Annotated in this window: 16 protein-coding genes and 2 tRNA genes; 11 read left to right on the plus strand and 7 right to left on the minus strand. The window is 41.7% G+C overall.

Features of this window, described 5'->3' with window-relative positions; all coding sequences use genetic code 11:
- The first annotated feature begins 119 nt into the window (after positions 1 to 119).
- The 6 genes from H589_RS0117690 (at position 120) to H589_RS0117715 (ending at position 11,304) form a co-directional block, all read left to right on the plus strand.
- Positions 120 to 1,430: a nucleotide sugar dehydrogenase gene (locus tag H589_RS0117690; protein ID WP_027723268.1), complete on the plus strand. Its 1,311-nt coding sequence runs from the start codon at positions 120 to 122 to the stop codon at positions 1,428 to 1,430.
- Between the two features lie 3 nt (positions 1,431 to 1,433).
- A complete protein-coding gene (gene mqnB / locus H589_RS0117695; protein WP_027723269.1) occupies positions 1,434 to 2,132 on the plus strand; it encodes a futalosine hydrolase in 699 nt (232 codons plus the stop codon).
- A 51-nt stretch (positions 2,133 to 2,183) separates the two neighbouring features.
- A complete protein-coding gene (locus H589_RS0117700) occupies positions 2,184 to 3,152 on the plus strand; it encodes a polyprenyl synthetase family protein (protein WP_027723270.1) in 969 nt (322 codons plus the stop codon).
- A gap of 27 nt (positions 3,153 to 3,179) precedes the next feature.
- Positions 3,180 to 5,663 carry an HDOD domain-containing protein gene (locus H589_RS0117705; RefSeq protein ID WP_027723271.1) on the plus strand — a complete coding sequence of 828 codons (2,484 nt, stop codon included), beginning with the start codon at positions 3,180 to 3,182 and terminating at the stop codon, positions 5,661 to 5,663.
- A 41-nt stretch (positions 5,664 to 5,704) separates the two neighbouring features.
- Positions 5,705 to 8,683 carry an AIR synthase-related protein gene (locus H589_RS0117710; RefSeq protein WP_027723272.1) on the plus strand — a complete coding sequence of 993 codons (2,979 nt, stop codon included), beginning with the start codon at positions 5,705 to 5,707 and terminating at the stop codon, positions 8,681 to 8,683.
- 188 nt (positions 8,684 to 8,871) lie between these two features.
- A complete protein-coding gene (locus H589_RS0117715) occupies positions 8,872 to 11,304 on the plus strand; it encodes a glycosyltransferase (protein WP_027723273.1) in 2,433 nt (810 codons plus the stop codon).
- A 145-nt stretch (positions 11,305 to 11,449) separates the two neighbouring features.
- On the opposite strand, the gene groL is transcribed toward H589_RS0117715, so the two are convergent.
- Both groL and H589_RS0117725 read right to left on the minus strand, forming a co-directional pair.
- Positions 11,450 to 13,039 (minus strand): chaperonin GroEL, encoded by a 1,590-nt coding sequence (groL, locus tag H589_RS20055; protein ID WP_035076581.1) that lies wholly within the window; start codon positions 13,037 to 13,039, stop codon positions 11,450 to 11,452.
- Positions 13,040 to 13,089: 50 nt separating this feature from the next.
- Positions 13,090 to 13,362: a co-chaperone GroES gene (locus H589_RS0117725; protein ID WP_027723274.1), complete on the minus strand. Its 273-nt coding sequence runs from the start codon at positions 13,360 to 13,362 to the stop codon at positions 13,090 to 13,092.
- 495 nt (positions 13,363 to 13,857) lie between these two features.
- Between H589_RS0117725 and H589_RS0117730 the strand changes: the two genes are divergently transcribed.
- Together H589_RS0117730 and H589_RS0117735 are read left to right on the plus strand one after the other, a co-directional pair.
- Positions 13,858 to 14,130, plus strand: a complete 273-nt coding sequence (locus tag H589_RS0117730; RefSeq protein WP_027723275.1) for an HU family DNA-binding protein — start codon at positions 13,858 to 13,860, stop codon at positions 14,128 to 14,130.
- Positions 14,131 to 14,322: 192 nt separating this feature from the next.
- Complete coding sequence (locus tag H589_RS0117735; RefSeq protein ID WP_027723276.1) at positions 14,323 to 15,693, plus strand: MATE family efflux transporter; 1,371 nt, start codon at positions 14,323 to 14,325, stop codon at positions 15,691 to 15,693.
- A 38-nt stretch (positions 15,694 to 15,731) separates the two neighbouring features.
- Here the strand turns inward: H589_RS0117735 and H589_RS0117740 are convergent, their stop codons facing one another.
- Positions 15,732 to 16,346, minus strand: coding sequence for a LysE family translocator (locus H589_RS0117740; RefSeq protein WP_027723277.1), 615 nt, complete (start codon positions 16,344 to 16,346; stop codon positions 15,732 to 15,734).
- Between the two features lie 134 nt (positions 16,347 to 16,480).
- On the opposite strand from H589_RS0117740, the gene H589_RS0117745 reads away from it, so the two are divergent.
- Together H589_RS0117745 and H589_RS0117750 are read left to right on the plus strand one after the other, a co-directional pair.
- A complete protein-coding gene (locus H589_RS0117745) occupies positions 16,481 to 17,677 on the plus strand; it encodes an MFS transporter (protein ID WP_027723278.1) in 1,197 nt (398 codons plus the stop codon).
- Between the two features lie 43 nt (positions 17,678 to 17,720).
- Positions 17,721 to 18,164 (plus strand): nucleoside deaminase, encoded by a 444-nt coding sequence (locus H589_RS0117750; protein WP_027723279.1) that lies wholly within the window; start codon positions 17,721 to 17,723, stop codon positions 18,162 to 18,164.
- A 73-nt stretch (positions 18,165 to 18,237) separates the two neighbouring features.
- On the opposite strand, the gene H589_RS0117755 is transcribed toward H589_RS0117750, so the two are convergent.
- From H589_RS0117755 to H589_RS0117770, 4 genes are all read right to left on the minus strand, one after another.
- Positions 18,238 to 18,906, minus strand: coding sequence for a hypothetical protein (locus tag H589_RS0117755; RefSeq protein WP_027723280.1), 669 nt, complete (start codon positions 18,904 to 18,906; stop codon positions 18,238 to 18,240).
- A gap of 177 nt (positions 18,907 to 19,083) precedes the next feature.
- Positions 19,084 to 19,159 (minus strand) — tRNA-Thr (locus tag H589_RS0117760).
- A 165-nt stretch (positions 19,160 to 19,324) separates the two neighbouring features.
- Positions 19,325 to 19,401, minus strand: a tRNA-Pro gene (locus tag H589_RS0117765).
- A 239-nt stretch (positions 19,402 to 19,640) separates the two neighbouring features.
- On the minus strand, positions 19,641 to 20,837 hold the full coding sequence (locus H589_RS0117770; protein ID WP_027723281.1) for a hypothetical protein: 1,197 nt from the start codon (positions 20,835 to 20,837) through the stop codon (positions 19,641 to 19,643).
- Between the two features lie 234 nt (positions 20,838 to 21,071).
- On the opposite strand from H589_RS0117770, the gene H589_RS0117775 reads away from it, so the two are divergent.
- A complete protein-coding gene (locus tag H589_RS0117775; RefSeq protein WP_027723282.1) occupies positions 21,072 to 21,881 on the plus strand; it encodes an EF-hand domain-containing protein in 810 nt (269 codons plus the stop codon).
- Positions 21,882 to 21,911: the final 30 nt, after the last annotated feature.

Consider the following 21,911-nt stretch of genomic DNA (forward strand, 5'->3'; position numbering starts at 1 on the left):
GTAAATTATGTCCACCCCCTTTGGTACTGAGTATCTTTATAAAATTTATAGGTCAGAATTATTATACTGTGCCAAGCTTGATCCTTATCGGGATTAAAAAAGTTAAAGGATAAGAAATTATGATTAAATTTGAAGATATTAAAGACAAAAAGACCACTGTTGCTATTGTTGGACTAGGTTATGTCGGGCTTCCTCTGGCTGTAGCTTTAGGACGTCATTTTAAGGTTCTGGGAATCGATATCTCAGAGTCACGCATTGCGGAACTTCGTAAAGGATATGATCGCACTAATGAGGTGCTGGAAACAGATTTTCATAATTATGTTGAGTTCAGCAGTAATCCTGCTGCGCTTAAAGACTGCGGTATAATAATCGTTGCTGTTCCGACTCCTATTGATGAAGCCCGTAATCCTGATCTACGTCCTGTTGTCGGCGCGACAACAATGGTTGGAGAGAACATGGCTCCCGGATCAGTTGTTGTTTATGAGTCGACTGTATACCCTGGCCTTACTGAAGATATTTGTGTTCCTCTTCTGGAAGAAAAATCCGGTTTAAAATACGGTGAAGATTTTGGAGTAGGCTATTCTCCTGAGCGTATCAATCCGGGTGATCGTGAGCATACCTTACAGACTATTGTCAAAGTTGTGTCCGGGTGCAATGAAGAAGTTACTGATCTTCTGGATAAGCTGTATTCAACTGTTGTTACTGCTGGTACCCATAAAGCTTCCTGCATCAAAGTTGCTGAAGCTGCCAAAGTCATTGAGAATACTCAGCGAGATCTCAATATTGCTCTTATGAACGAACTCTCGATGATTTTTGACCGCATGGATATTGATACTCTGGATGTTCTTGAAGCCTCAGGAACAAAATGGAATTTTCTCCCATTTCGTCCAGGTCTGGTAGGTGGGCACTGCATCGGTGTTGACCCTTACTATCTGACTACCAAGGCTGAAGCGATTGGACATCATCCGCAGGTTATTCTTGCTGGACGCAAGATCAATGATGCTGTGGGGAAATTTATTGCTGATACTACCATTAAACATATGATTAATGGCGACAGCAAAGTTAAAAATGCACGTGTTGGCGTGCTTGGGTTGACTTTTAAAGAGAACGTTCCTGATCTGCGTAATACAAAGGTTGTTGATGTTGTTGAAGAACTTGAGTCTTTTGGCGTTAATGTCCTTATTCATGATGCTTACGCAGATTCTGAAGAGGCTGTAGAGGAATACGGAATTAAATTGGTTTCTTTTGAGGAATTTCACGATCTCGATGCAGTTGTTCTTGCCGTATCTCATGATGAATATCGTAAACTGAGTCTTGATGAAATCAAGAGCTGGTTTAGAGATCCTGCTAAAGCTCTAGTCATTGATGTTAAGTGCTTTTATGACCGCAAAGAAATGGAAGCAGCAGGAATTGCTCACTGGAGACTTTAGTCGTTGAAAAAGATTCTTTTTGTCACAGCTACAGTCAAGGAGATGAAGGCTTCTCTTGGAGGAGTCTGTTCTTTGCCTGCACTGAAACCGGGAGTTCCTGTCGAGTTCTCTTTTTCAGGTAAACCGGGACTGTTGTTGGTGACAGGGATCGGGGTAATCAATACTTCTTTTGCTTTAGGCTATACTCTGGCAAAGTATGACACAGAACTTGTTATATTAGCCGGCGTTGCCGGAACTTTTGTTCCTGATCGATTTCCTGTCGGTTCTGCTTGCAGTGTAAAAATTGAAATATGGCCTGAATACGGGCTTAAGTCCGGGGATGAAATTGATCCTAGGGGGCTCGGATTTTGTCTTGCTGAGATTGATGGTGAGTCTGTATGGGACAGAGTTGGATTAATGTCTGGAGTAAGTCTTGTGAACTCAGGACTTGACCGATTGGCAAAACTGCCCGAAGCTATATCCTTAACAGTTAGCGGAGTAACCGCCACGGCAGATGGTGCTGACAGGTTTAGAAAAAAATTTGCAGTAGATATAGAGAATATGGAAGGTTTTGCAGCTGCGTATGTCTGCTCCATGTCCGGAGTTAGTATATGTCAGGTGAGAACCATTTCAAACCTTGTGGGATCAAGGGAAACCGAAGACTGGGATTTGCGCGGGGCACTGGCCGAGCTTGGCCGTGTTTGCTCCTGGATTGTAAAATAAGTCTTTTATATTTTTAACTGATCCTTCGTAACCGGGATAATTCAAACGCGGATGACTGAGTTATTAGCCTATTTTGAAAAGGAGTTGCCTCTAATTAACGGTTTTCTTGATGAGGAGACCGCTAAACTTGAAGGCTTGGTGAAAGGGGTGGCACGGCACGTACTTCTTGCCCCTGGTAAGAGGATTCGTCCAATACTCACCATTCTTTCTGCACGAGGATTGGGATATTCCAAGGATGACCTGTACCCTTTAGCCGGTTCTCTGGAGCTTCTGCATGCTGCAACACTTTTGCATGATGATATACTTGATGATGCCGATCTGCGTAGAGGGGTTGAAGCTTCACATCTAGTATTTGGAACAACCGAAACAATTCTTGCCGGAGATGTTCTTCTGGCACTAGCCAACCGTATCGGCGCAGATTACGGAAAATCCAGAATCAGCTCTGTTCTGGCTTCAGGTATTATGGCGACAGTTGAAGGTGAAATCAGAGAGATAGCCCACATATCAGAACCCATGGTCGATCGTGGAATCTATATGGAAATTATCATAGGCAAGACGGCACGGCTTATTGAAACTTCGTGCCGTATTGGTGCTGCATTAGCCTGTGATGACCGCTCGCTTGAAGATGCTTTAGGGAATTTTGGTTTGAACATGGGTATTGCTTTTCAGCTTGTTGATGATGCGCTGGATTATGAGTCTCCTTCCGGGGATACCGGTAAGCCCGAAGGCGGTGATTTGAAAGAGGGCAAGATTACTTTACCGCTGATTCTTTATCTTGAGATGTTACAAGCTAAAGAGGCAGAAGAATTGCTTGCTCATATTAAGAATCGTACTCTTTCAGACGAAAGGCGTGATCAGGTTCTTGAAGATATTAGAAAGCATGAGTTCGGAGCCAAAACCAGAGCATCTGCAGCTGAATACATTGAAAAAGCAAAACAGTGTCTTGCCCCACTTCCGGATAGTGTTGAGAGCAGAGTGCTTAAACTAGCAGCTGATTTTGTGTTGACCCGAAGCAAGTAGGTGTCTTTTTAAAAGGAGCAGGAAGCAATGAGTCTTGATGAAATCCTTGAATCTCCAAGGTTGATGATGAAGCTTAGCTTTCCTCCTGTAATGTTGCAGTTGATGGAGGAAGCCAGTAAGACTGAACCCGACTTTGCCGTTCTCGGTGAGATCATCAGCATGGACCCTGTACTTTCAACAACTATTCTTACACTTGTAAACTCTCCTTTCTATGGATTATCACAGGAAGTTTCTGATCTCAAAAGGGCTGCTGTCGTTTTAGGGACTAGAGAGCTTCTTAATCTTGCTGTAACTGTCAGCTATCATAAACATATTTCAAGTAAGATTGAAGATGACGGATATAAGGTCTACAATGATTGGATGCTTACTGTGTGGGGAGCTATAGCTGCTCAACTTATTGCTTCCAGAATATGTCCTGAACAAGTTGACAAGGTCTACTTGTGCTGTCTTCTAAAAGATATTTCTTTGCTCTTTTTGAGGAGTGCCGCACCAAAAGAAATTCCTGATCTTGCAAAACTAGATTCCGTTGCAATGTCGTATCCTGGGCAGGTAGAAGCTGAAAATGACTCTTGGGGTATGACTCATGGTGATCTTAGTCAGCTGTTGCTCGCGCGGTGGAAAATGAGCAATTTGGATTGTTCTCCTTTGCGAAATCATCATTGTATGGATGAAATTGATTCCTTTGATTTGCCTACTCAGGCGATTATTTTGGCAACGAGATGGGCAGAGATGGAACTTGGTAATGATTCTAAGCCCTTCAATGTTTTGCAATTTGAAATGCAGCTTCAAAGTACTCTTCATATGGAAGAAGATGTTCTTGAGGATTTCCGCGCTTTATGCAGAACCAAGTTTCAGTCGATGTTATCCACTTTGGGAATTGAAGAAGGTGATATCGAGAGACATTTTTATAAACACTCTATAAAAAGCCTTCAGTCTAATTATTTTTTGAGTCTTGAGCTGCTCACAGCTGAAGGAGGCGTCAAATCTATTGCACAGATTATGGGGCGCCATATAAGATTGAATTGGGATATGACTGAATGGGAGCTGGCTTTGAAATCCCCACACACGGATTCATTTCATCTTTTTCAGGCTTCAAGTTCAGGTCTTATAAAGGTCGCAGGTAGTTGTGTTCAAAATAGTTTACCATGGACCATGCGTGGCGGGAGTATAGATATTACAAGCCGTAATATCCTTTTGGGCCAGTTTCGTTATGTTGCAAAAGGTCTGGCTCAGGAAGAGAAGAAAAACCTAAAACTCTATTTTAAATTTATCGGTCAAGCTTATGAGCACTATTGTGCTAAACAGCATCTCATTGAAGACAGAGCCGCTATTCTTGAAGCTTTGCCACTAGGTGTTGCATCTCTTGATATAAGCGGAATGCTCTTTGACATGAATGAAGAGATGGGGCGCTTCCTTGGCCGTGATGCGTTAACTGTAACAAAGAGTTTCAGTGACCTTTTTCAAACTGGTCTTAGTGCCGATCTTGGAAAGGGTTGGCGTGATTTTCTTGAAAACGAAAATAAAGATTCATTTAGTAAAATTATGTGTGTAGTCCTTCGCAAAGATGGGTTGCCTAGAGATGCATGTCTTTATATCTCTGCAAGTAAGCAGAACAAAGGTGGAGACCAGCTAATTACTGTTGTAATGGAAGATATCCGGGAAATTTCGGAGAGCCAGATTCAGGCGCTTAAGCAGAGAGATTTTCTGGAAGGTCTGGTTGATTCCATGCGTGACATCGTTTTTACTGTAGATATAAGAGGAAATATTAATTATGCCTCTGCCCGTTTTTCAAAAATTTTCATAGGCAGGAATCTTTTCGAGATTGCAAAACCAGGCGAAACTTTCACAGGAGTATGGGGTCCAGAGCTGTTTGGGCAGAAAAAAAGTGTAGTTGAGGTTTTGCTTAAGCGGACTGATACAGCTGGAAGGCCATTTGAACTTGTTATCAGTCAGTTGTCAGGACGAGACGGTAAACATCTGATCGTTGCCCGTGATCTGACTCATATAAGACGGCTTGAAGATAAATTGAAACGACAGGCTGTTTTTGACGGGCTTACGGATATTTATAACCATACTCAATTTAATAGCCTTCTCGGGCGTGAGATCACTCGCAGTAACAGGACAGGCCGCCCCATCGGCTTACTTTTTTTTGATCTTGATGGTTTCAAAGCAGTCAACGATACAGAAGGGCATCTTGCTGGAGATGATGTTTTAAGGAGCGTAGCAAAGATTTTAAAAGCTGAGTTGCGTGCAGGTATGGATTTTCCGTGCAGGTACGGAGGGGATGAATTTGCTGTGATTGTTACTGAAGTGCGTCCTGAGGCACTCGAGAAGATAAGCGGTAGGATTCGGCTCAGAATAGAGAACAAATTTTTAGGTAAAGTAACCATCAGCGGAGGGCTGACCTTGCTTCAGGACGGTGATACCCCTGTAAGTATGCTTAATCGGGCAGACAAGGCCGTTTATGAAGCTAAGGGTTTAGGCGGAAATGTACTGGTCTGGGCCAAGTAGGTCCTGATTTGATTTATACAACTAATTTTAAGGAGATTGCCATGCTCTGGCGTGTCGAGGTCGCACTCAAAGACCATGTTCGCGATGTTCACGGACATAAAGTTTCCAACAAGATAAAAGAAGAACTCGGTATTGACGCCGGCGAAGTCCGGACGATCAAAGTATATACTGTAGAAGGTCTTGAAAAAGACGAAATTGAAAAAGTGCTGGAAATGGGCGTCTTACATGATCCCGTATTACATATTTCTTCACTTAAACCTCTGGCTAAAGATTTCGCATGGAATCTTGAAGTTGGTTTTCGTCCAGGTGTTACTGATAACGAAGGCCGTACCGCCAAGGAGTCAGTTGTTCTGGTAACTGGGCCGGCTGATGCTTCTACTATTAAAGTATATACATCCACTCAGTATATTTTTTCCAAAGATCTTGGTCTGGATAAAATTACTCATATTGCCAAAGACCTGCTGGCAAACGAACTCATTCAGCGTTACGAGATTCGTTCAGCCGAAGAGTGGATACAGTCCCCCGGCTTTGAAGCTAAAGCGGCACGAGTTACCGGAAAAGCCAGTGATGAAGTTGCCACAATTGATCTTGCTTCAATGAATGATGATGAAATGGTTGCTTTCAGCCGTGCCAATACTCTGGCGCTGAGTCTTGAAGAATTTCATGGCATCCGTGATTACTATGCTGACCCTGAAGTTGTTAAGCAGCGTGAAGAAATGGGGCTGACAGCTACACCAACTGATGCTGAACTTGAGGCTCTTGCACAGACATGGTCCGAGCATTGTAAGCATAAAATTTTCAGTTCAAAGATTGAATATGAAAATAAGGAAACCGGATTTTCCAGTACCGTAGACAGCCTTTATAAAACATGCATTATGAAAACCACTAAGGAAATCCGTGCCGAAAAGGGTGATGATGATTTCTGTCTATCCGTTTTCAAAGATAATGCCGGGGTTATCAAGTTTAATGATAAACTCAATGTTTGTGTGAAGATGGAAACTCATAACAGTCCCTCAGCTCTGGACCCTTACGGCGGAGCTTTGACCGGGATTGTAGGTGTTAACCGTGACCCTATGGGAACCGGCCTTGGCGCAAATCTGCTTTGTAACACAGATGTATTTTGTTTTGCTTCTCCTTTTCATGAAGGAGAGCTTCCTCCACGTCTGCTGCACCCGCGTCGTGTGTTCGAAGGTGTACGTGAAGGTGTAGAGCATGGTGGTAACAAGTCAGGTATTCCAACAGTTAATGGTTCTATTGTTTTCGATGAAAGATATCTTGGTAAACCACTAGTTTATTGTGGAACTATAGGAACCATGCCGGTAAAATCTGCCGGACGCCTCAGCTATGAGAAAAAGGCTCTTCCCGGTGATATCATAGTAATGACTGGTGGACGTATCGGTAAAGATGGTATTCATGGCGCAACGTTTTCTTCTGAAGAACTGCACGAAGGTTCGCCTGCAACTGCAGTTCAGATCGGAGACCCTATTACTCAGCGCAAAATGTACGACTGCCTTATGCGTGCCCGTGATCTTGGCTTGTACAATGCCATCACCGATAATGGAGCAGGAGGACTGTCTTCATCTGTTGGTGAAATGGCGGAAGACAGCGGTGGTTGTGATCTTGACCTCGCTAAAGCCCCCCTTAAATATGACGGTCTTAAACCGTGGGAAATTCTTGTTTCCGAAGCTCAGGAGCGCATGACTCTCGCTGTTCCTCCAGAGAAGCTGGACGAGTTTATGGCTCTGGCTGATGAAATGGATGTTGAAGCAACTGCTCTTGGAACTTACACCGATAGCGGCCTCTACAATATCCGTTATGGTGAAAAGCCTGTTGCCTGCCTGCGCATGGATTTTCTCCATGATGGTGTTCCTCAGATGCAGCTGAAAGCTGTATGGGAACGCCCTGTTATTGAATCAAGTGGCGAGCCTGTAGTCGAAGATCATACTGCTCTGCTTAAGGATATGCTCGGCAGACTCAATATTTGTAGTAAAGAATACGTTATCCGCCAATATGATCACGAGGTTCAGGGACGAAGTGTAGTTAAGCCTCTGGTTGGTGAGAAAGAAGACGGACCTGCTGATGCCGGTGTACTCAGACCTGATTATGATTCAGACAAGGGTCTTGTTGTTTCACATGGTATCTGTCCAAAATTCAGTGATCTGGACACCTACTGGATGATGGCTAACGCTGTTGATGAAGCTATTCGAAACGCCGTAGCCGTTGGCGGTGATATTACCCATATGGCCGGTATTGATAACTTCTGCTGGTGCGATCCGGTTCAGTCTGAGTCAACTCCCGACGGTCACTACAAACTTGCTCAGCTTGTTCGTGCAAATCAGGCTTTGTCGCATTTTTGCCGTGCTTTCGGAGTACCATGTATTTCCGGTAAAGACTCAATGAAGAATGACTACAAAGGCGGAGGAGTTAAAATTTCAATTCCACCGACTGTATTATTCTCCGTTGTGGGTACTGTCCCAGACATTAACAAGTGCGTAACCTCCGACTTTAAAAAGCCAGGTGAGTTCGTATATGTTCTTGGATTGACCCGCAATGAGATGGGCGGTTCAGAGATAGCTTCTCAGCTTGGATTCAGCCATAATATTGTTCCGCAGGTTGAAGCTCTAACTGCAAAGAAACGTTATCTCACTTTGAATAACGCAATGAGTCAGGGACTTGTCTCATCATGTCATGATTTGTCAGACGGTGGGCTTGGTGTTGCTCTTGCTGAAATGTCCATCGGTGGCCGCATTGGTTGTGAAATTGATCTGCGTTCCGTGCCGACTGAATATGGCATGTCTACTCTTTCCGTTCTTTACAGTGAAACTGCCAGTCGTTTTGCGGTAACAGTTGCACCTGAGAACGCTGCAAAGTTTGAAGACCTGTTTGCAGGGCAGATTTGCAAGCGTATAGGTATGACTGTAGGCGGAGATTCCTTCGGTCTCATGGAAGGAACATTCGGTATAGTAAGAAGTAAGATTGAACATCTTGCGACTGCTTTTAAAGCTACACTCGATTGGTAAGATTACTTTATTCATAAAAAATTGAAGGCCGTGTCTCATAAGGACACGGCCTTTTTTATGGTTTCTGAAAAAACGTTGAACCGTAACTTAATTGTAGGGTTATTTAGACGGCTCCACTTTATTGAATAGGCAAAATGAACGACCAATCTCGTGCCAGAATAATGAGATAGTGTCAGGAGGATTTTGCCATGAACGTTACCAATGTTAGAGTGGATTTACATGTTCATTCAAAATATTCAACACGACCTTCCCAATGGATTTTGCAGAAGTTGAATTGTCCTGAGAGTTTTACAGAGCCGCTTAAGATTTATGAAAGAGCATGTGCTAGATCAATGAATATGGTCACTATAACCGATCATAATACCATTAATGGCAGTCTAGAAATTGCACACCTTGATAACGCATTTGTCAGCGAAGAGATAACAACATATTTTCCTGAAGACGGTTGTAAGCTTCATGTTCTTGCATATAACATAACTGAAGAGCATCATCGTGAGTTTCAAAAGATACGTGAAAACGTTCATGATCTGGTTGTCTACTTACGAGAACAAGGCATTGTTCATGTTCTTGCCCATCCCCTTTTTGCCGTTAACGAGAGACTTACGCCGGATCATTTTGAGAAATCTCTGCTCATGTTTAATTTGTTGGAATTGAATGGAACCAGAGATGAAATACAGAATTCAGCCTTGCGAAGCATTGTGAATAGCCTTAATCCTGAAAAAGTTGATTTCCTTGCTAATAAGCACAACATCGAGCCATATGGGAATACCCCGTGGGTTAAGGGGCTTACCGGAGGTTCAGATGACCATTCTGGAATCAATATTGCGCGAGTTTATACTGAAATTGTTGGCGTAAACACTCCGCAGCAAATGCTTCAAGCTGTAGACGAAGGAAAGTGTATGGTTCAAGGCAACGCTGCCACTCCACATACAATGGCTCATAATCTTTATGGTATCGCCTACCAGTTCTATAAAAGTCATTTTGACGTCACAAAGCTTAAGAGATCCGCAGAATGTTTTCGGTTCATAGATAACATCCTTGATCCTGGTGACAAGGAATTGCCTACGTTACTTGAGAAATTGCAAGGCCTTATATATAGGCATAAGTCAAAGAAATATTATAAAACTTCAGACTGTGTTCAGGCTGCTCTTTTACGTGAAGCAAATCATATTGTTGAAAGTGACGAAGGAGCACGCAAAGTTTGTGACGGTTCAAAAATATGCCCAGAAGAGCTTGAAGAGGAATGGTTTCGTTTTGTAGGAAATGCCACAGACAAGGTTCTTTCAGGACTTGGAAATAAAATTATAAATAGTGCAATCGGTGCTAATTTTTTTGATGTATTCCATACAATAGGTGCAGCCGGATCATTATATGCCATTCTGGCTCCGTATTTTCTTTCATATGGACTTTTTGCCAGTGAGAGGGAATTAGCTCGTGAATGCATGTTTACTTTTGATTTGGGCGATCCTCTTGGGGCAGAAACAAAGATCGCACATTTTACAGACACTTTCATGGATATAAATGGAGTTGCATTGACTCTTCAAAATCAACTTGAGGTTGCACGTAAGCATAACAAAAATTTAACTGTCGTGACTTGCGGATCAGATAGTGGAGGTGGACAGGTTGTAAATTTTAAGCCTGCCGGTGAATTCAATCTTCCAGAGTATCCTGAACTGTCTTTTAAGTACCCACCTTTTTTACGTGTTTTATCACATTGTCTTGAAAATAATTACACCTTGCTGCATCTTGCAACACCCGGTCCTGTGGGCCTTGCAGGGCTTGCTGTTGCAAAACTTTTGAAACTACCTGTACATGGAACGTATCACACGGCATTTCCACAATATGTAAAAGCGTTTACCGAAGATACTGGCTTAGAAGATATGGCGTGGAAATTCATGATCTGGTTTTACAATCAAATGGATACCGTTTTTGTGCCTTCTGAGGCAACAGGTGATGAACTGATTGAGAAAGGTGTTGGAAGAGATAAAATCAAAGTATATCCAAGAGGTGTTGATATCGAGCGTTTCACTCCTGAAAAGCGAAATGGTTTTTATAGCGGACGATTTAAAGTAAAAGAAGCCGTAAAGTTGCTTTATGTTGGCCGGGTTTCTAAAGAAAAGAATCTCGATATTCTTGCAGAAGCATTCAAAACAGTTTCTCCGATGCGGCCGGAGCTCCATCTTGTTGTTGTTGGGGAGGGACCGTATCTTGAAGAAATGCAGAGGTTGCTCAGGGGATTGCCGGTAACTTTTACAGGGTATCTCGAAGGTGAAGAATTAACAGGATGTTATGCCAGTTCTGATATTTTTGTATTTCCTTCGGCAACGGATACATTTGGTAATGTGGTTCTCGAAGCACAGGCTTCCGGATTACCCGTAATTGTGACTGATTTTGGAGGTCCTTGCGAAAACCTAATTGAAGATAAAACCGGGCTTATTGTCGAAGCCGGGAATGCTGATGCTATGGCCAGAGCCATTTTAAGGTTCAGCGATCATCCTGAACTTTTACAATATATGAAACAAAGTGCTCGAAAATATACCGAGAAAAGATCCTTTGATGAAGAATTCCTTAAAACATGGATAATGTATGAAGAACTATCAAGGCGTGGTTCTGTTCAGTAATGATTATGGATGATTGGCTGACAGAGAATGAATATATTTAAAGGTAAGTGAAGTTAGTAAGTTTGAATATCTGGATTTGAAAGTACTAAAAAAGGCCCTGCAAGCATCAGCTTGCAGGGCCTTTAATAATTAATCTAGTACAAAACTATTCAGCGTCTTCTTCAACAGAGTCTGCGATGGAGCATTCAGTTGTCAGCAGCAGGCTGGATACTGAAGCTGAGTTCTGAAGAGCGATACGGGTAACCTTTTTAGGGTCGATAACACCGGCCTTAATGAGGTCTTCATATACGCCTGTTCCTGCGTTGAAGCCGAAACCATCAGTTCCTTCAGCAACTTTCTCAACAACAACAGAACCTTCAAAACCTGCATTTTCTGCGATCATACGCAGAGGCTGCTGTGCAGCGCGACGGATGATGTTGATTCCAGCAAGTTCATCGTCGTTACCTACTTTGAGGTCATCGAGAACTTTGGAGCAACGTACTAGAGCGGTACCACCACCTGCTACGATGCCTTCTTCAACAGCTGCGCGGGTTGCATTCAGAGCATCTTCAACACGTGCTTTCTTTTCTTTCATTTCAACTTCAGTAGCAGCACCTACTTTAATTACTGCAACACCGCCAACGAGTTTAGCGAGGCGTTCCTGAAGTTTTTCACGATCATAGTCAGAGGAGGAATCTGCAATCTGAGATTCAATCTGACGTACACGTCCTTTGATTTCTTCAACAGAACCAGCGCCATCAACAATAACGGTATTTTCTTTGTCAATTTTAACGCGTTTTGCGTTACCCAGACCTTCGAGAGGCAAGGTTTCAAGAGACAGACCGATATCTTCAGAAACAACAGTAGCACCGGTGAGGGTTGCAATGTCTTTAAGCATTTCTTTACGACGATCACCGAAGCCGGGAGCTTTGATAGCGCAAACATTGAGGCTGGAGCGAAGTCTGTTAACAACCAGAGTTGCCAGAGCTTCACCGTCTACATCTTCAGCTACGATAAGCAGGGGACGAGACATTTTGAGAACCTGCTCAAGGATGGGCAGCAGTTCTTTCATATTGGAGATTTTCTTTTCGCAAAGAAGAATCATAGGATTTTCGAATTCGCAAACCATTTTGTCGGTGTCAGTTGCGAAGTAAGGGGAAAGGTATCCACGGTCGAACTGCATGCCTTCAACAACATCAAGCTCGGTCTTCATGGATTTGGCTTCTTCAACTGTGATGACGCCTTCTTTGCCTACTTTATCCATTGCTTCAGCAAGGATTTCACCAATGGTTGAATCACTGTTTGCAGAGATTGTTCCAACCTGAGCAATTTCAGCTTTATCACGAGTGGGTTTTGCCAGTTTGTCAAGTTCTTCGACAATGGCAGCAACTGCAGTGTCAATACCGCGTTTGATGGACATGGGGTTACGTCCAGCTGCTACAAGCTTAACACCTTCAGCAAAAATGGACTGAGCGAGGACAGTTGCAGTAGTTGTTCCGTCACCAGCGATATCATTGGTTTTAGAAGCTACTTCCTTAACCATCTGTGCGCCCATGTTTTCGAATTTGTCTTCGAGGTCAATTTCTTTGGCAACAGTTACACCATCTTTAGTAATGGTGGGTGCGCCCCATGATTTTTCGATAACAACGTTACGGCCACGGGGTCCGAGGGTAACTTTTACTGCATCAGCAAGTGTGTCTACACCAATTTTGAGGCTTTCACGCGCTTTTACATCAAATTTAATAGTCTTAGACATTTCAATGATTCTCCTGAAAATATAGAAATATTATGTGTAGAGCTTAAAAATTACTCAACTATTGCGAGAATTTCTTCTTCGCGCATGATGATGAAATCATCAGCATCAATTTTGAGTTCGTTGCCTGCATATTTAGCGAAAAGAACTACGTCTCCAGCTTTAACAGACATGGAGTTGTTGTCTTTACCTGGACCGGCAGCAACAACTTCACCTTTCATAGGTTTTTCTTTTGCGGAGTCGGGGATGATAATTCCACCGGCAGTTTTCTGCTCGGTTTCCAAACGTTTAATAAGTACACGATCCTGTAACGGCTTGAGATTCATGTTTCCTCCAGAATAAAATAAACTTTTGTGATAATAATAAGTAATCCGTGCGAGTTAGACGGATCAAACTTTTAAGTTTCAAAGCCTGCGTATTATCGCAGGCCGAATACTTCAATGAAGAAGCTATGCTAAACTAAGACAGCTGATGAGTAAGTCAACACCATGAGTTAAAAAAAGTTAATTTACTTTTAAGAATTTTCGAAATAAGCAATATTGGTGTTTTTGCGAAAAAAAATGGCAATAATTATGCTGAATCGCTATTAGAGCTTGACATTACTACGCTAATGTCTGTAATCCGCCTCCTCCACCCTTAGTCCGACCAGCTGATTGTGCCAGGCTGGATAATGTTGAATATTTTTATGTTCTCAGAAATTCGTTAACAAGTTTCGATTCGCCTTTGGCTATGGCTTTTTCTCACTTTCTGGTGTAGGGGCCTTTTAAGGGGACGGATATTCCGCCATTTGTGCGGACAAAATCATTTTTAAGGAGTTAACTATGAGTAAGACTGTTCTTGTAAAGAAAATCCGGGAAAAACTGGATATGAGCGCAAAAGACGCTTCCGCTGCTTTGGAAGGAATTCTCGGCGCTATTGAAGATGGCCTCAAAGAAGAAGGTAATGTTACCCTTACAGGTTTCGGTACATTTAAGACTGTTGAACGCTCCGCACGTACCGGACGTAATCCCCAGACTGGCCAGGCTATCCAGATCCCTGCTTCTCGCGGTGTAAAATTCACCCCCGGAAAGTTCCTCAAGGACGCAGTTAAATAGTTTTTTGATATTTTGACTGTTGAAAGCCACTTCCGGGATACTGGAAGTGGCTTTTTTTGTTGCTCAATAAAAATATCTCTTACATGATGATATCTTCTTAGACGGCGATTTATTCTTCATTAATTTGATAAAAACGTGATGCGACTTCTGTAACAATTCTCCAGCCGCATTTGACTCTCAGGAGTATATAAAATGATATCCTTATGGGATAAACCATTCGGTTATAAAGATGTTTTAAAAGTTAGTATGCCGCTGGCAATCAGTATGGCATCTACTACTATAATGCAGGTTACAGACCGTATTTTTCTTGGAAGATATTCAGTGGAAGCTATTGCTGCTGCGCTTCCGGCAGGGATTCTTTCTTTTTTATTTATCTCATTTTTTATGGGAATTGCCAGCTACATAAATGTATTTATAGCTCAGTATACCGGAGCATCCAAACCTGAAAAGGTCGCAGCAAGTTTGTGGCAGGGAATATATTTTTCGCTGGGGGCATGGGTGATACTGGCGTCTATGGCATATACTATGACTCCAGTACTGGTTAGCGGGGGACATCCACCTGAAGTTCTGGAACTTGAAATTCAATATTTCAGAATTATAATGCTTGCAGCAGGGCTTCCGGTGCTTGATACTGCTTTGTCCGGTTTTTATTCAGGTCGTGGATTGACCCGGACGGTCATGGTTGTGAATATGATCGGGGCAATAATAAATATTCCTTTGGACTATGCTTTGATCAATGGAGTCTGGTTTTTCCCTGAAATGGGAATCCGTGGCGCTGCTGTCGCTACAGCTGTAGCATGGATTGTAATTGTATCAATTTATTGTCCCCTTATTTTCAGTAATAAAAATGAGAGATTATATAAAACACGAACTAATTACGGTTTTGATTTAAAGCTGTTTAAGCGCTTTATTAAATTCGGATTGTCTAATGGAGTTCAGTTTTTTCTGGATATTTTTGCCATTACCTTTTTCGTATATATGATAGGCCGTCTTGGAACCATAATCCTTGCAGCCAGTAATATTGCATTATCCATTGATGGAGTATCCTTTTTTCCTGCTTACGGAATTTCTGTAGGGGTCAGTACTCTGGTCGGGCAGGCGATAGGTAAGGGAAGACCTGATTATGCCAAAAGGGCAACCGTCTGTGCTTTTCACATTACCTGCATCTGGATGCTGTTTATGGGAATTATTTATATCGCTATGCCCGATATACTTATTTCCATGTTCAGGCCGAACGATATAACCGATGTACAGTTCACAAATGTTCTTGAGCATGGGCGTATATTTCTCATGTTTATGGTTGCCTATATCCTTTTTGACGGACTGGCATTAGTTTATTCCGGTGCGCTTAAAGGAGCTGGAGATGTTGTTTTTGTTATGAAAAGTGTAGGTTTTTTCTGTCTGACTATTATGGTTATTCCATGCTATGTAGGCGTAGAGTTTATCAAGGCCGGATCATATTATTTATGGAGTATATTTACGGCTTATGTAGTGGTTCTGAGTTTTGTTTTTTATTATCGCTTCAAGTGTGGAAAGTGGGAAAAAATGAAGGTTATTGAGTAATAATCAGTTTGATTTTTATGCTAGGTTCATGGGGCAGGTTATTCTGTTACCACAGCGATACTGGAGCCTATCAAAACTGAACCGGCGCAGCGATTAGCCGTTTTCCATATCTTGGGACTCCTGATAATCTTACGTCCTTTTGCCCCTACCCAGGCATAGCCTAAAAGAACGCTAAGCACAGTTGGAATGATGGCGCAGATAATCATGATTGATTCTGTTCCTGTTAATTCTTGCAGGTTAACGAATCCGGGTAGAAATCCACAGTAGAATACGATCAGCTTCGGGTTACCAAGTGACAGGCACAGTCCTGCAATGACGGTATTAAATACTCCCTTCTTTTGGGGGAGTTTTGGTTGATCCGTAGAAGGAGCAGGTGCCAGCCAGCATTTAAGTCCCAAATACAGCAGATAAGCTGCTCCTACCAACTTTAGAACAATAAATCCTGGTCCAATTTGTTTGGCAGCAAATTCCATACCGAAGATAGCCATAAGCAGATATACGAGGTCTCCCATGACGATCCCGAGACACCATAATGCTGTAAATTTGAATCCGCGAGCTACTGATTGGGCAAGAATAGACATTACTCCTGGTCCGGGTATAGCTGCAAATATAAGTACAGCTAATATTAAAGCGACAGTTGTTGATAATGTCATTTGATTTTCCACGCTTTTCAAATTCAAGTATGTTGTATAATGCCTTTTTATTAAAGTAAGTGATCAATGTAAACAAATAGCCGTTAAAACTTTTTTACTTAATCATTTATTGGACTCTTTAAACTGGAATAAATATGGCTGTAAAGAAAGATCACTTGCCGGTTTTTGAATTCATAATTTTATGTACAGTTGTTTTTATGGGTGTGTGTAACGTATCCGTTTTCTATAGTTTTCATGTTTACATGCAAGACCTTGGGTTTTCAAAAAGTATTTCCGGCATCGTAATCAGTTTGTATTCTCTCTCCTCAATGATCATGTACGGAGTTGCCAGCAGCTCTATTACGGTCAGGAATACGTATAGACTTATGTTTGTCGGTATGGGGCTTCTCATTTTGTGTGGGCTCGCTTATATACAAGTGACCAGTTTGTGGGCTTTGGTTTTAATACGTGTTGTTCAAGGAATCGGAGTTTTTCTTTTTCTAGCGCCATGCATGACTTTGCTGGTTTCTATGATCAGTCCGGAAAATTCTGGATCTGCTTTCAGTCTGTATTCTACTGCGTTACTTCTGCCATATTCTTTAATGCCTTATTTATCAGAAAGATTATCTGTATATATTGCAAATCCTAGCTGGCTTTATGCTGGCACCGCAGGATTGATGCCTCTTGCTTTTTTGCTGGCACTTTTTCTACGTTATAGAATTGGGTTGCTTAAAGCAGGTGCTGACCATAATTTACTCCCATCTAAAATTTCTACAAGAGAATCATATTCGAACCTGAAGCGGGTTCATATTTTTAATGTATTGGCAGCTAACGGAGTTTATTTCATAACTTTTAGTGGATTATTTTTCATGTTTCAGGATTATGCCTATTCTAGAGGAATCGGCAATGCTGGATATTTTTTTTCAATGCAGATGGGAATAATGATTGCCATTCGTTTTTTTGGTGGAACTGTTTTTGATCGTTTTTCAAAGGTCATGCTTATTTTTACCGCTTTTATATTTACATCAGCCGGTTTTTTATTCCTCATGAACTTAAATGATGAATCTTTGATCCTGCCTGTTGCCACTATTTTTGGTATCGGAATGGGACTAAGTTCCCCCGCGCTAAATTCATTAATGTTTACTGTCAGTGAACCTGAATATCGTAGTTTTAATGCTAATATGATGATGCTTACAGTGCATCTGGGGTCTTTTCTGGGGCCTTTGATGGGTGGAGTAATGGTTGATCTGCTAGGTTATGAAGGCTTTCTGTGGATAGCTGTTCTGGGTACAGCCGGGGCTGCGGTGGTTTTTACTTTTGTCAGTAGGCAAAGTGAATCTGTAAGAGTATAATATGCAGTGTATTACATATCAGGATATTTTTTAGGAGTGGGCAATGTCAGATAATGATATGAAATTTATGGATGAAGCTTATATGCTTGCCAAGAAAAGTTTTGACGAAGGAGGACTGCCCATCGGGGCTGTATTGGTCCGGGATGGAATCATTATTGGGCGGGGACATAACCAGAGAGTACAAAAAGGAGATCCTATTGCTCATGGCGAGATGGATTGCCTGCGTAATGCAGGTCGTCAGAAAACATATAAAGATACAGTTCTTTATACAACATTATCTCCTTGTATGATGTGTTCCGGTACTATGGTACAGTTTGGAGTGCCGCGCGTAGTGATTGGTGAGAATAGAAATTTTGGTGGTAATGAAGAGTTTTTACAGTCAAATGGGATTGAAGTTGATATTCTTGATCACAGTAGGTGTATTGCCCTTATGGAAGAGTTGAAAGCTACAAAGCCGGAATTATGGGCTGAAGATATAGGGGAGTAGGAGACGTTTTTATATGGAGTTGTAGCTAACAAAGTCCTCCCTTGCGGGAGAACTTTGTTTGTTATTAGTTATATTAGTTGGTGGTTGGCATATCTGTTTCTTCAAATTTTTTGAGTGAGATTTTAGCATCAGCTTTTTTATCAAAAGCATCAAAGAATTCAATTTGCTGCTGGTTTAACCTTTTACTGATATTCATGTTTTTCCAAAACAGTTTTTCAGCTGTTTCCGAATCAGTTGATTCAGCATATCCTAAAACTATTTTCTTTTTAGTGGAAAGTAGTTTGTTGCATACTCTTACCGTTGAGTACTTCGGAAGTTTATGACCATTGTCTTGAAAATATTTTTCAATAAAACCATTAGGATCAGGTTTTGTTATAAATATTCTGCAATAATATTGGTCGCCATCAATCGTTTTGGTAAATATTGCACTTCTAGGGGAATTTCCACCTGGAAGATGTTTGGGATATAAATACCATCCATTAGGCACGGATAAAAACTCAATCCATGAGCCTTCGCTATAATTTTCAGCTTCATCTTTTGCTGCATAATAGAATACTTGAATATTACTTGGACTCTTTGTGAGATGTTTTTCACCTATATAATTCATGTTGTTAGGGAATTGAATTGTAAGAGAAGGTGAATTTGTTGAATAGAAAGAGTTTCCAATAGCAGTTTTTTTTCCAACACATCCTATGGATGTGCATATTAAAATAGCACTTAATAACAATAAAAATTTTTTCATAATCCCTCCGTAGATTTTTGTTATCAATGCGGTGCTATTAAAGTCAAGTTGTTTTGTTAACATGCTGAATTGGCTGTTTAAAACTTATTTGAGCTATACAAATATAATATACAGTTTCAATTGAGTGAGCAAAAGTAAAAGCCCTTGCTTTTTTTAAGCAAGGGCTTTTACTTTTGCTGGAGCTCCCAAGCAGATTTGAACTGCTGACCTCGTCCTTACCAAGGACGCGCTCTACCTACTGAGCCATGGGAGCACCTTTATATTAAGGCTTTTTTTAGCGATAATGCCGTGTGGCACGCTCAACCGCTATAGCGGGAGCTTCGTTAAAAGCCTTGGGTGATAATCTTTAAAATCGGTTTTTAAAAGAAAAGGCCGTAATTCTTGCAAAGAATTACGGCCTTTGGGGTATCTTTTAAAGTGGTCGGGATGAAAGGATTTGAACCTTCGACCCCTTGAACCCCATTCAAGTGCGCTCCCAGGCTGCGCTACATCCCGACGTCACGGAGAGACTTCTATGGAATTGCCAAACATAAGTCAACGGTTTTTTGAAAAAAATTAATTTATTACGGCATAACCAAATACTTGGAATATCAGTCGCTGCATAAAGTTAAGTTGCTGTAAATGGGGGCGTCGACAGTCTCGTTCTATTGAATTAAAGAGTATCTTATTTAAAATGAAAACCGGCGAGTGAAATTACCCGCCGGTTTTTAATATTATTTTTTTGTCTACCTGACCTAATGCCATTCACATCGCCATCCTGCATATCCTCCCTCTGGAAGTACCTTGATGTTGTAGATCCCCGGTCCTATAGTAATATGTTCGGACATACCGATAACTCTTTCTTCTACCGGCTGCCTGTTTTTAGTTGTAATTTTTACACGATAGCGCTGAGCTCCTTTTTTGTATGGATCAGTGAACCGGAGGGTTGTCCCTGCTACTGTGCTGAGTTCCCATTCTGAAGGATCTGATGGTTTAATACTACCGTGTGCAAGTCGCCAGCTGGCGGACATATTACCTTTAATTTCTTTAGCATAATTCATTTTCGGAACAGCTTGAGGTGCTGAGGGGGGAGTTGGAGGGGCAGATGATCCTGACAGTCTTGTTCCCCATACCTTGTTACCAATCTGATTTTTACCGTCAAGACGGTTTCCATCTTGCGATAGTATAAGATTATCTATCCATTTTCCATTACCCCAGTTAACCACGAACTTGCGTTGATTTGAATCGACGCATTTCCAATAGTTACCGTTTCCTGGCATTCTGCCTCCGTGTTGGAATTCAACTACAGAGTTTGTAAACCATTTCCATTTTCCTACGATTAAGTCACAGACTCCTTCGTCTGATGCGTATGGGTTATTGTTATTACCGTGTGCTGGAGGCATAGTCCCATATGGATCATTGGCGGACATGGTTGGAGGAGGTGTAAAACGAAGACTTCCTATGCTTCTGTATACTAGATTATGATATTTTTGAGCTAGTGATTCGACATATACACCAATTGCGACAACAGCACCGCCGTTCGCATATGTATATAATGCACAGGACCGCAGCTTGTTTCCATTGTAATTACAGCTGTATTCTCTGAAAATTGCAGGATGTCCATCTGCTTGAACATTTTTGCTGGTTATTCTGTTTTGGAAGTATATCCCGCCACGATCCTTTATTCCCTGCTCCATTTTGTCAGCAAGATTTTGCAATCCTGGGTTGTTACCGGAGTGTGCATATACTTCTATGAAAGCGTTTCCATCAGGTGCCATGACCTGTTTTTTTAATCCTCCATTAAGGCCGTCAGTTTTGTTGTTCCAGTTGGTAGGTGTTTGTATCCAGAAATCATAATTATCGTAAGCTGAAGACTTTGTAGGGTATAAAATTCCAGCCAGTATGGTCAAAAGAAATAGAAACGTTACAAAGAAAATTTTTAGAGAGTTCATATGTTCGCCTCCAGCTGTGAAAAAAATTAAAGACCTACTTTATAATAAGCATAAGATTTTAAAAAATTCAATTCAAATGATTAAGCATGTGTCTATGCCAACTCTTTACATCTGTAATGCAATTGAATTTGACCTTAATGCTTCTTAATATAATACGGAACCATAGTTGCTAGTCTTCCTTGCATCGCGAAAAAAGGAAAAATTTGCCTTTTTAAAAATGCAAGGAGGTTTGTGGTGAGTATTTCCGCATTAGACAGCTCAATGGTCGGAAATCTATTCTCCAGTGACCAGTTCAGTTTGAACCGCACTGGTCAAAAGGGTTCCGCAAAAGATTTTGCCAAGAGCATTATTGGAGAAGAAGATAGCGATGGCGATGGACTGATAAGTCTTGAGGAGTCATCTCTTGATAAGGATCGCTTTAATAAAGTTGATTCTGATGGTGACGGTACTATTTCTCAGGAAGAAATAGTTGCTGATTTTGAGAAGATACAAGAGCAGATGGCGATGCTGGGCCGGATGTCTGTGACGATGCAAGGTGGCAATTCCGGTAGTATAGTTGATTCTCTTATCAATGAACTTGATACCGATGGTGACAGCCTGATCAGCCAGGAAGAGTCCGGCCTTGAGGATGAACTTTTTAATACTCTTGACGCTGACGGTGATGGTAAAATCTCCAGTGAGGAAATTGAGGCCGGTATGACTCCTCCAGAAGGAATGATGTCTTCTGAGGGAATGTCGGCTCAAGCCGGTTCCGCATCTGGTTCTAGCTCTTCGTCGAGTTCCAGTGAGGAGGGGGAAGAAGAATACGATGAGTATGATTATAATCAGGACGGAGTTGTAACAAGTGATGAATTAGAGCGGGCTTACACTAATGGTGATAGTTCTCTTGAGGATATTGTCGGCAGAAGGGGGGATAAAAATCAGCCTTATCAAAAAGAAGACGGACAGTCTGGACAATCAATAATGCAGCGTATGGCTATGCGTGCTTATCAGGATCAGGCCAGTGCTATGTATTCAGGAAGCTCACTTGGAGCTTTAGCCTAACGGCAATATGAACTGATCAGACTGTGAAAG

Origin of the sequence: Maridesulfovibrio zosterae DSM 11974 (assembly GCF_000425265.1) — a bacterium.
Classification (GTDB): Bacteria; Desulfobacterota; Desulfovibrionia; order Desulfovibrionales; family Desulfovibrionaceae; genus Maridesulfovibrio; species Maridesulfovibrio zosterae.

What these genes read in the sequence shown, in the direction of transcription:
- H589_RS0117705 (WP_027723271.1), top strand. Translation starts at nt 3,180, where the DNA reads ATGAGTCTTGATGAAATCCTTGAATCTCCAAGGTTGATGATGAAGCTT.
- H589_RS0117735 (WP_027723276.1), top strand. Translation starts at nt 14,323, where the DNA reads ATGATATCCTTATGGGATAAACCATTCGGTTATAAAGATGTTTTAAAA.
- H589_RS0117690 (WP_027723268.1), top strand. Translation starts at nt 120, where the DNA reads ATGATTAAATTTGAAGATATTAAAGACAAAAAGACCACTGTTGCTATT.
- H589_RS0117700 (WP_027723270.1), top strand. Translation starts at nt 2,184, where the DNA reads ATGACTGAGTTATTAGCCTATTTTGAAAAGGAGTTGCCTCTAATTAAC.
- H589_RS0117730 (WP_027723275.1), top strand. Translation starts at nt 13,858, where the DNA reads ATGAGTAAGACTGTTCTTGTAAAGAAAATCCGGGAAAAACTGGATATG.
- H589_RS0117750 (WP_027723279.1), top strand. Translation starts at nt 17,721, where the DNA reads ATGTCAGATAATGATATGAAATTTATGGATGAAGCTTATATGCTTGCC.
- H589_RS0117770 (WP_027723281.1), bottom strand. Translation starts at nt 20,837, where the DNA reads ATGAACTCTCTAAAAATTTTCTTTGTAACGTTTCTATTTCTTTTGACC.
- H589_RS0117715 (WP_027723273.1), top strand. Translation starts at nt 8,872, where the DNA reads ATGAACGTTACCAATGTTAGAGTGGATTTACATGTTCATTCAAAATAT.
- H589_RS0117710 (WP_027723272.1), top strand. Translation starts at nt 5,705, where the DNA reads ATGCTCTGGCGTGTCGAGGTCGCACTCAAAGACCATGTTCGCGATGTT.
- H589_RS0117740 (WP_027723277.1), bottom strand. Translation starts at nt 16,346, where the DNA reads ATGACATTATCAACAACTGTCGCTTTAATATTAGCTGTACTTATATTT.
- H589_RS0117745 (WP_027723278.1), top strand. Translation starts at nt 16,481, where the DNA reads ATGGCTGTAAAGAAAGATCACTTGCCGGTTTTTGAATTCATAATTTTA.
- H589_RS0117725 (WP_027723274.1), bottom strand. Translation starts at nt 13,362, where the DNA reads ATGAATCTCAAGCCGTTACAGGATCGTGTACTTATTAAACGTTTGGAA.
- H589_RS0117755 (WP_027723280.1), bottom strand. Translation starts at nt 18,906, where the DNA reads ATGAAAAAATTTTTATTGTTATTAAGTGCTATTTTAATATGCACATCC.
- groL (WP_035076581.1), bottom strand. Translation starts at nt 13,039, where the DNA reads ATGTCTAAGACTATTAAATTTGATGTAAAAGCGCGTGAAAGCCTCAAA.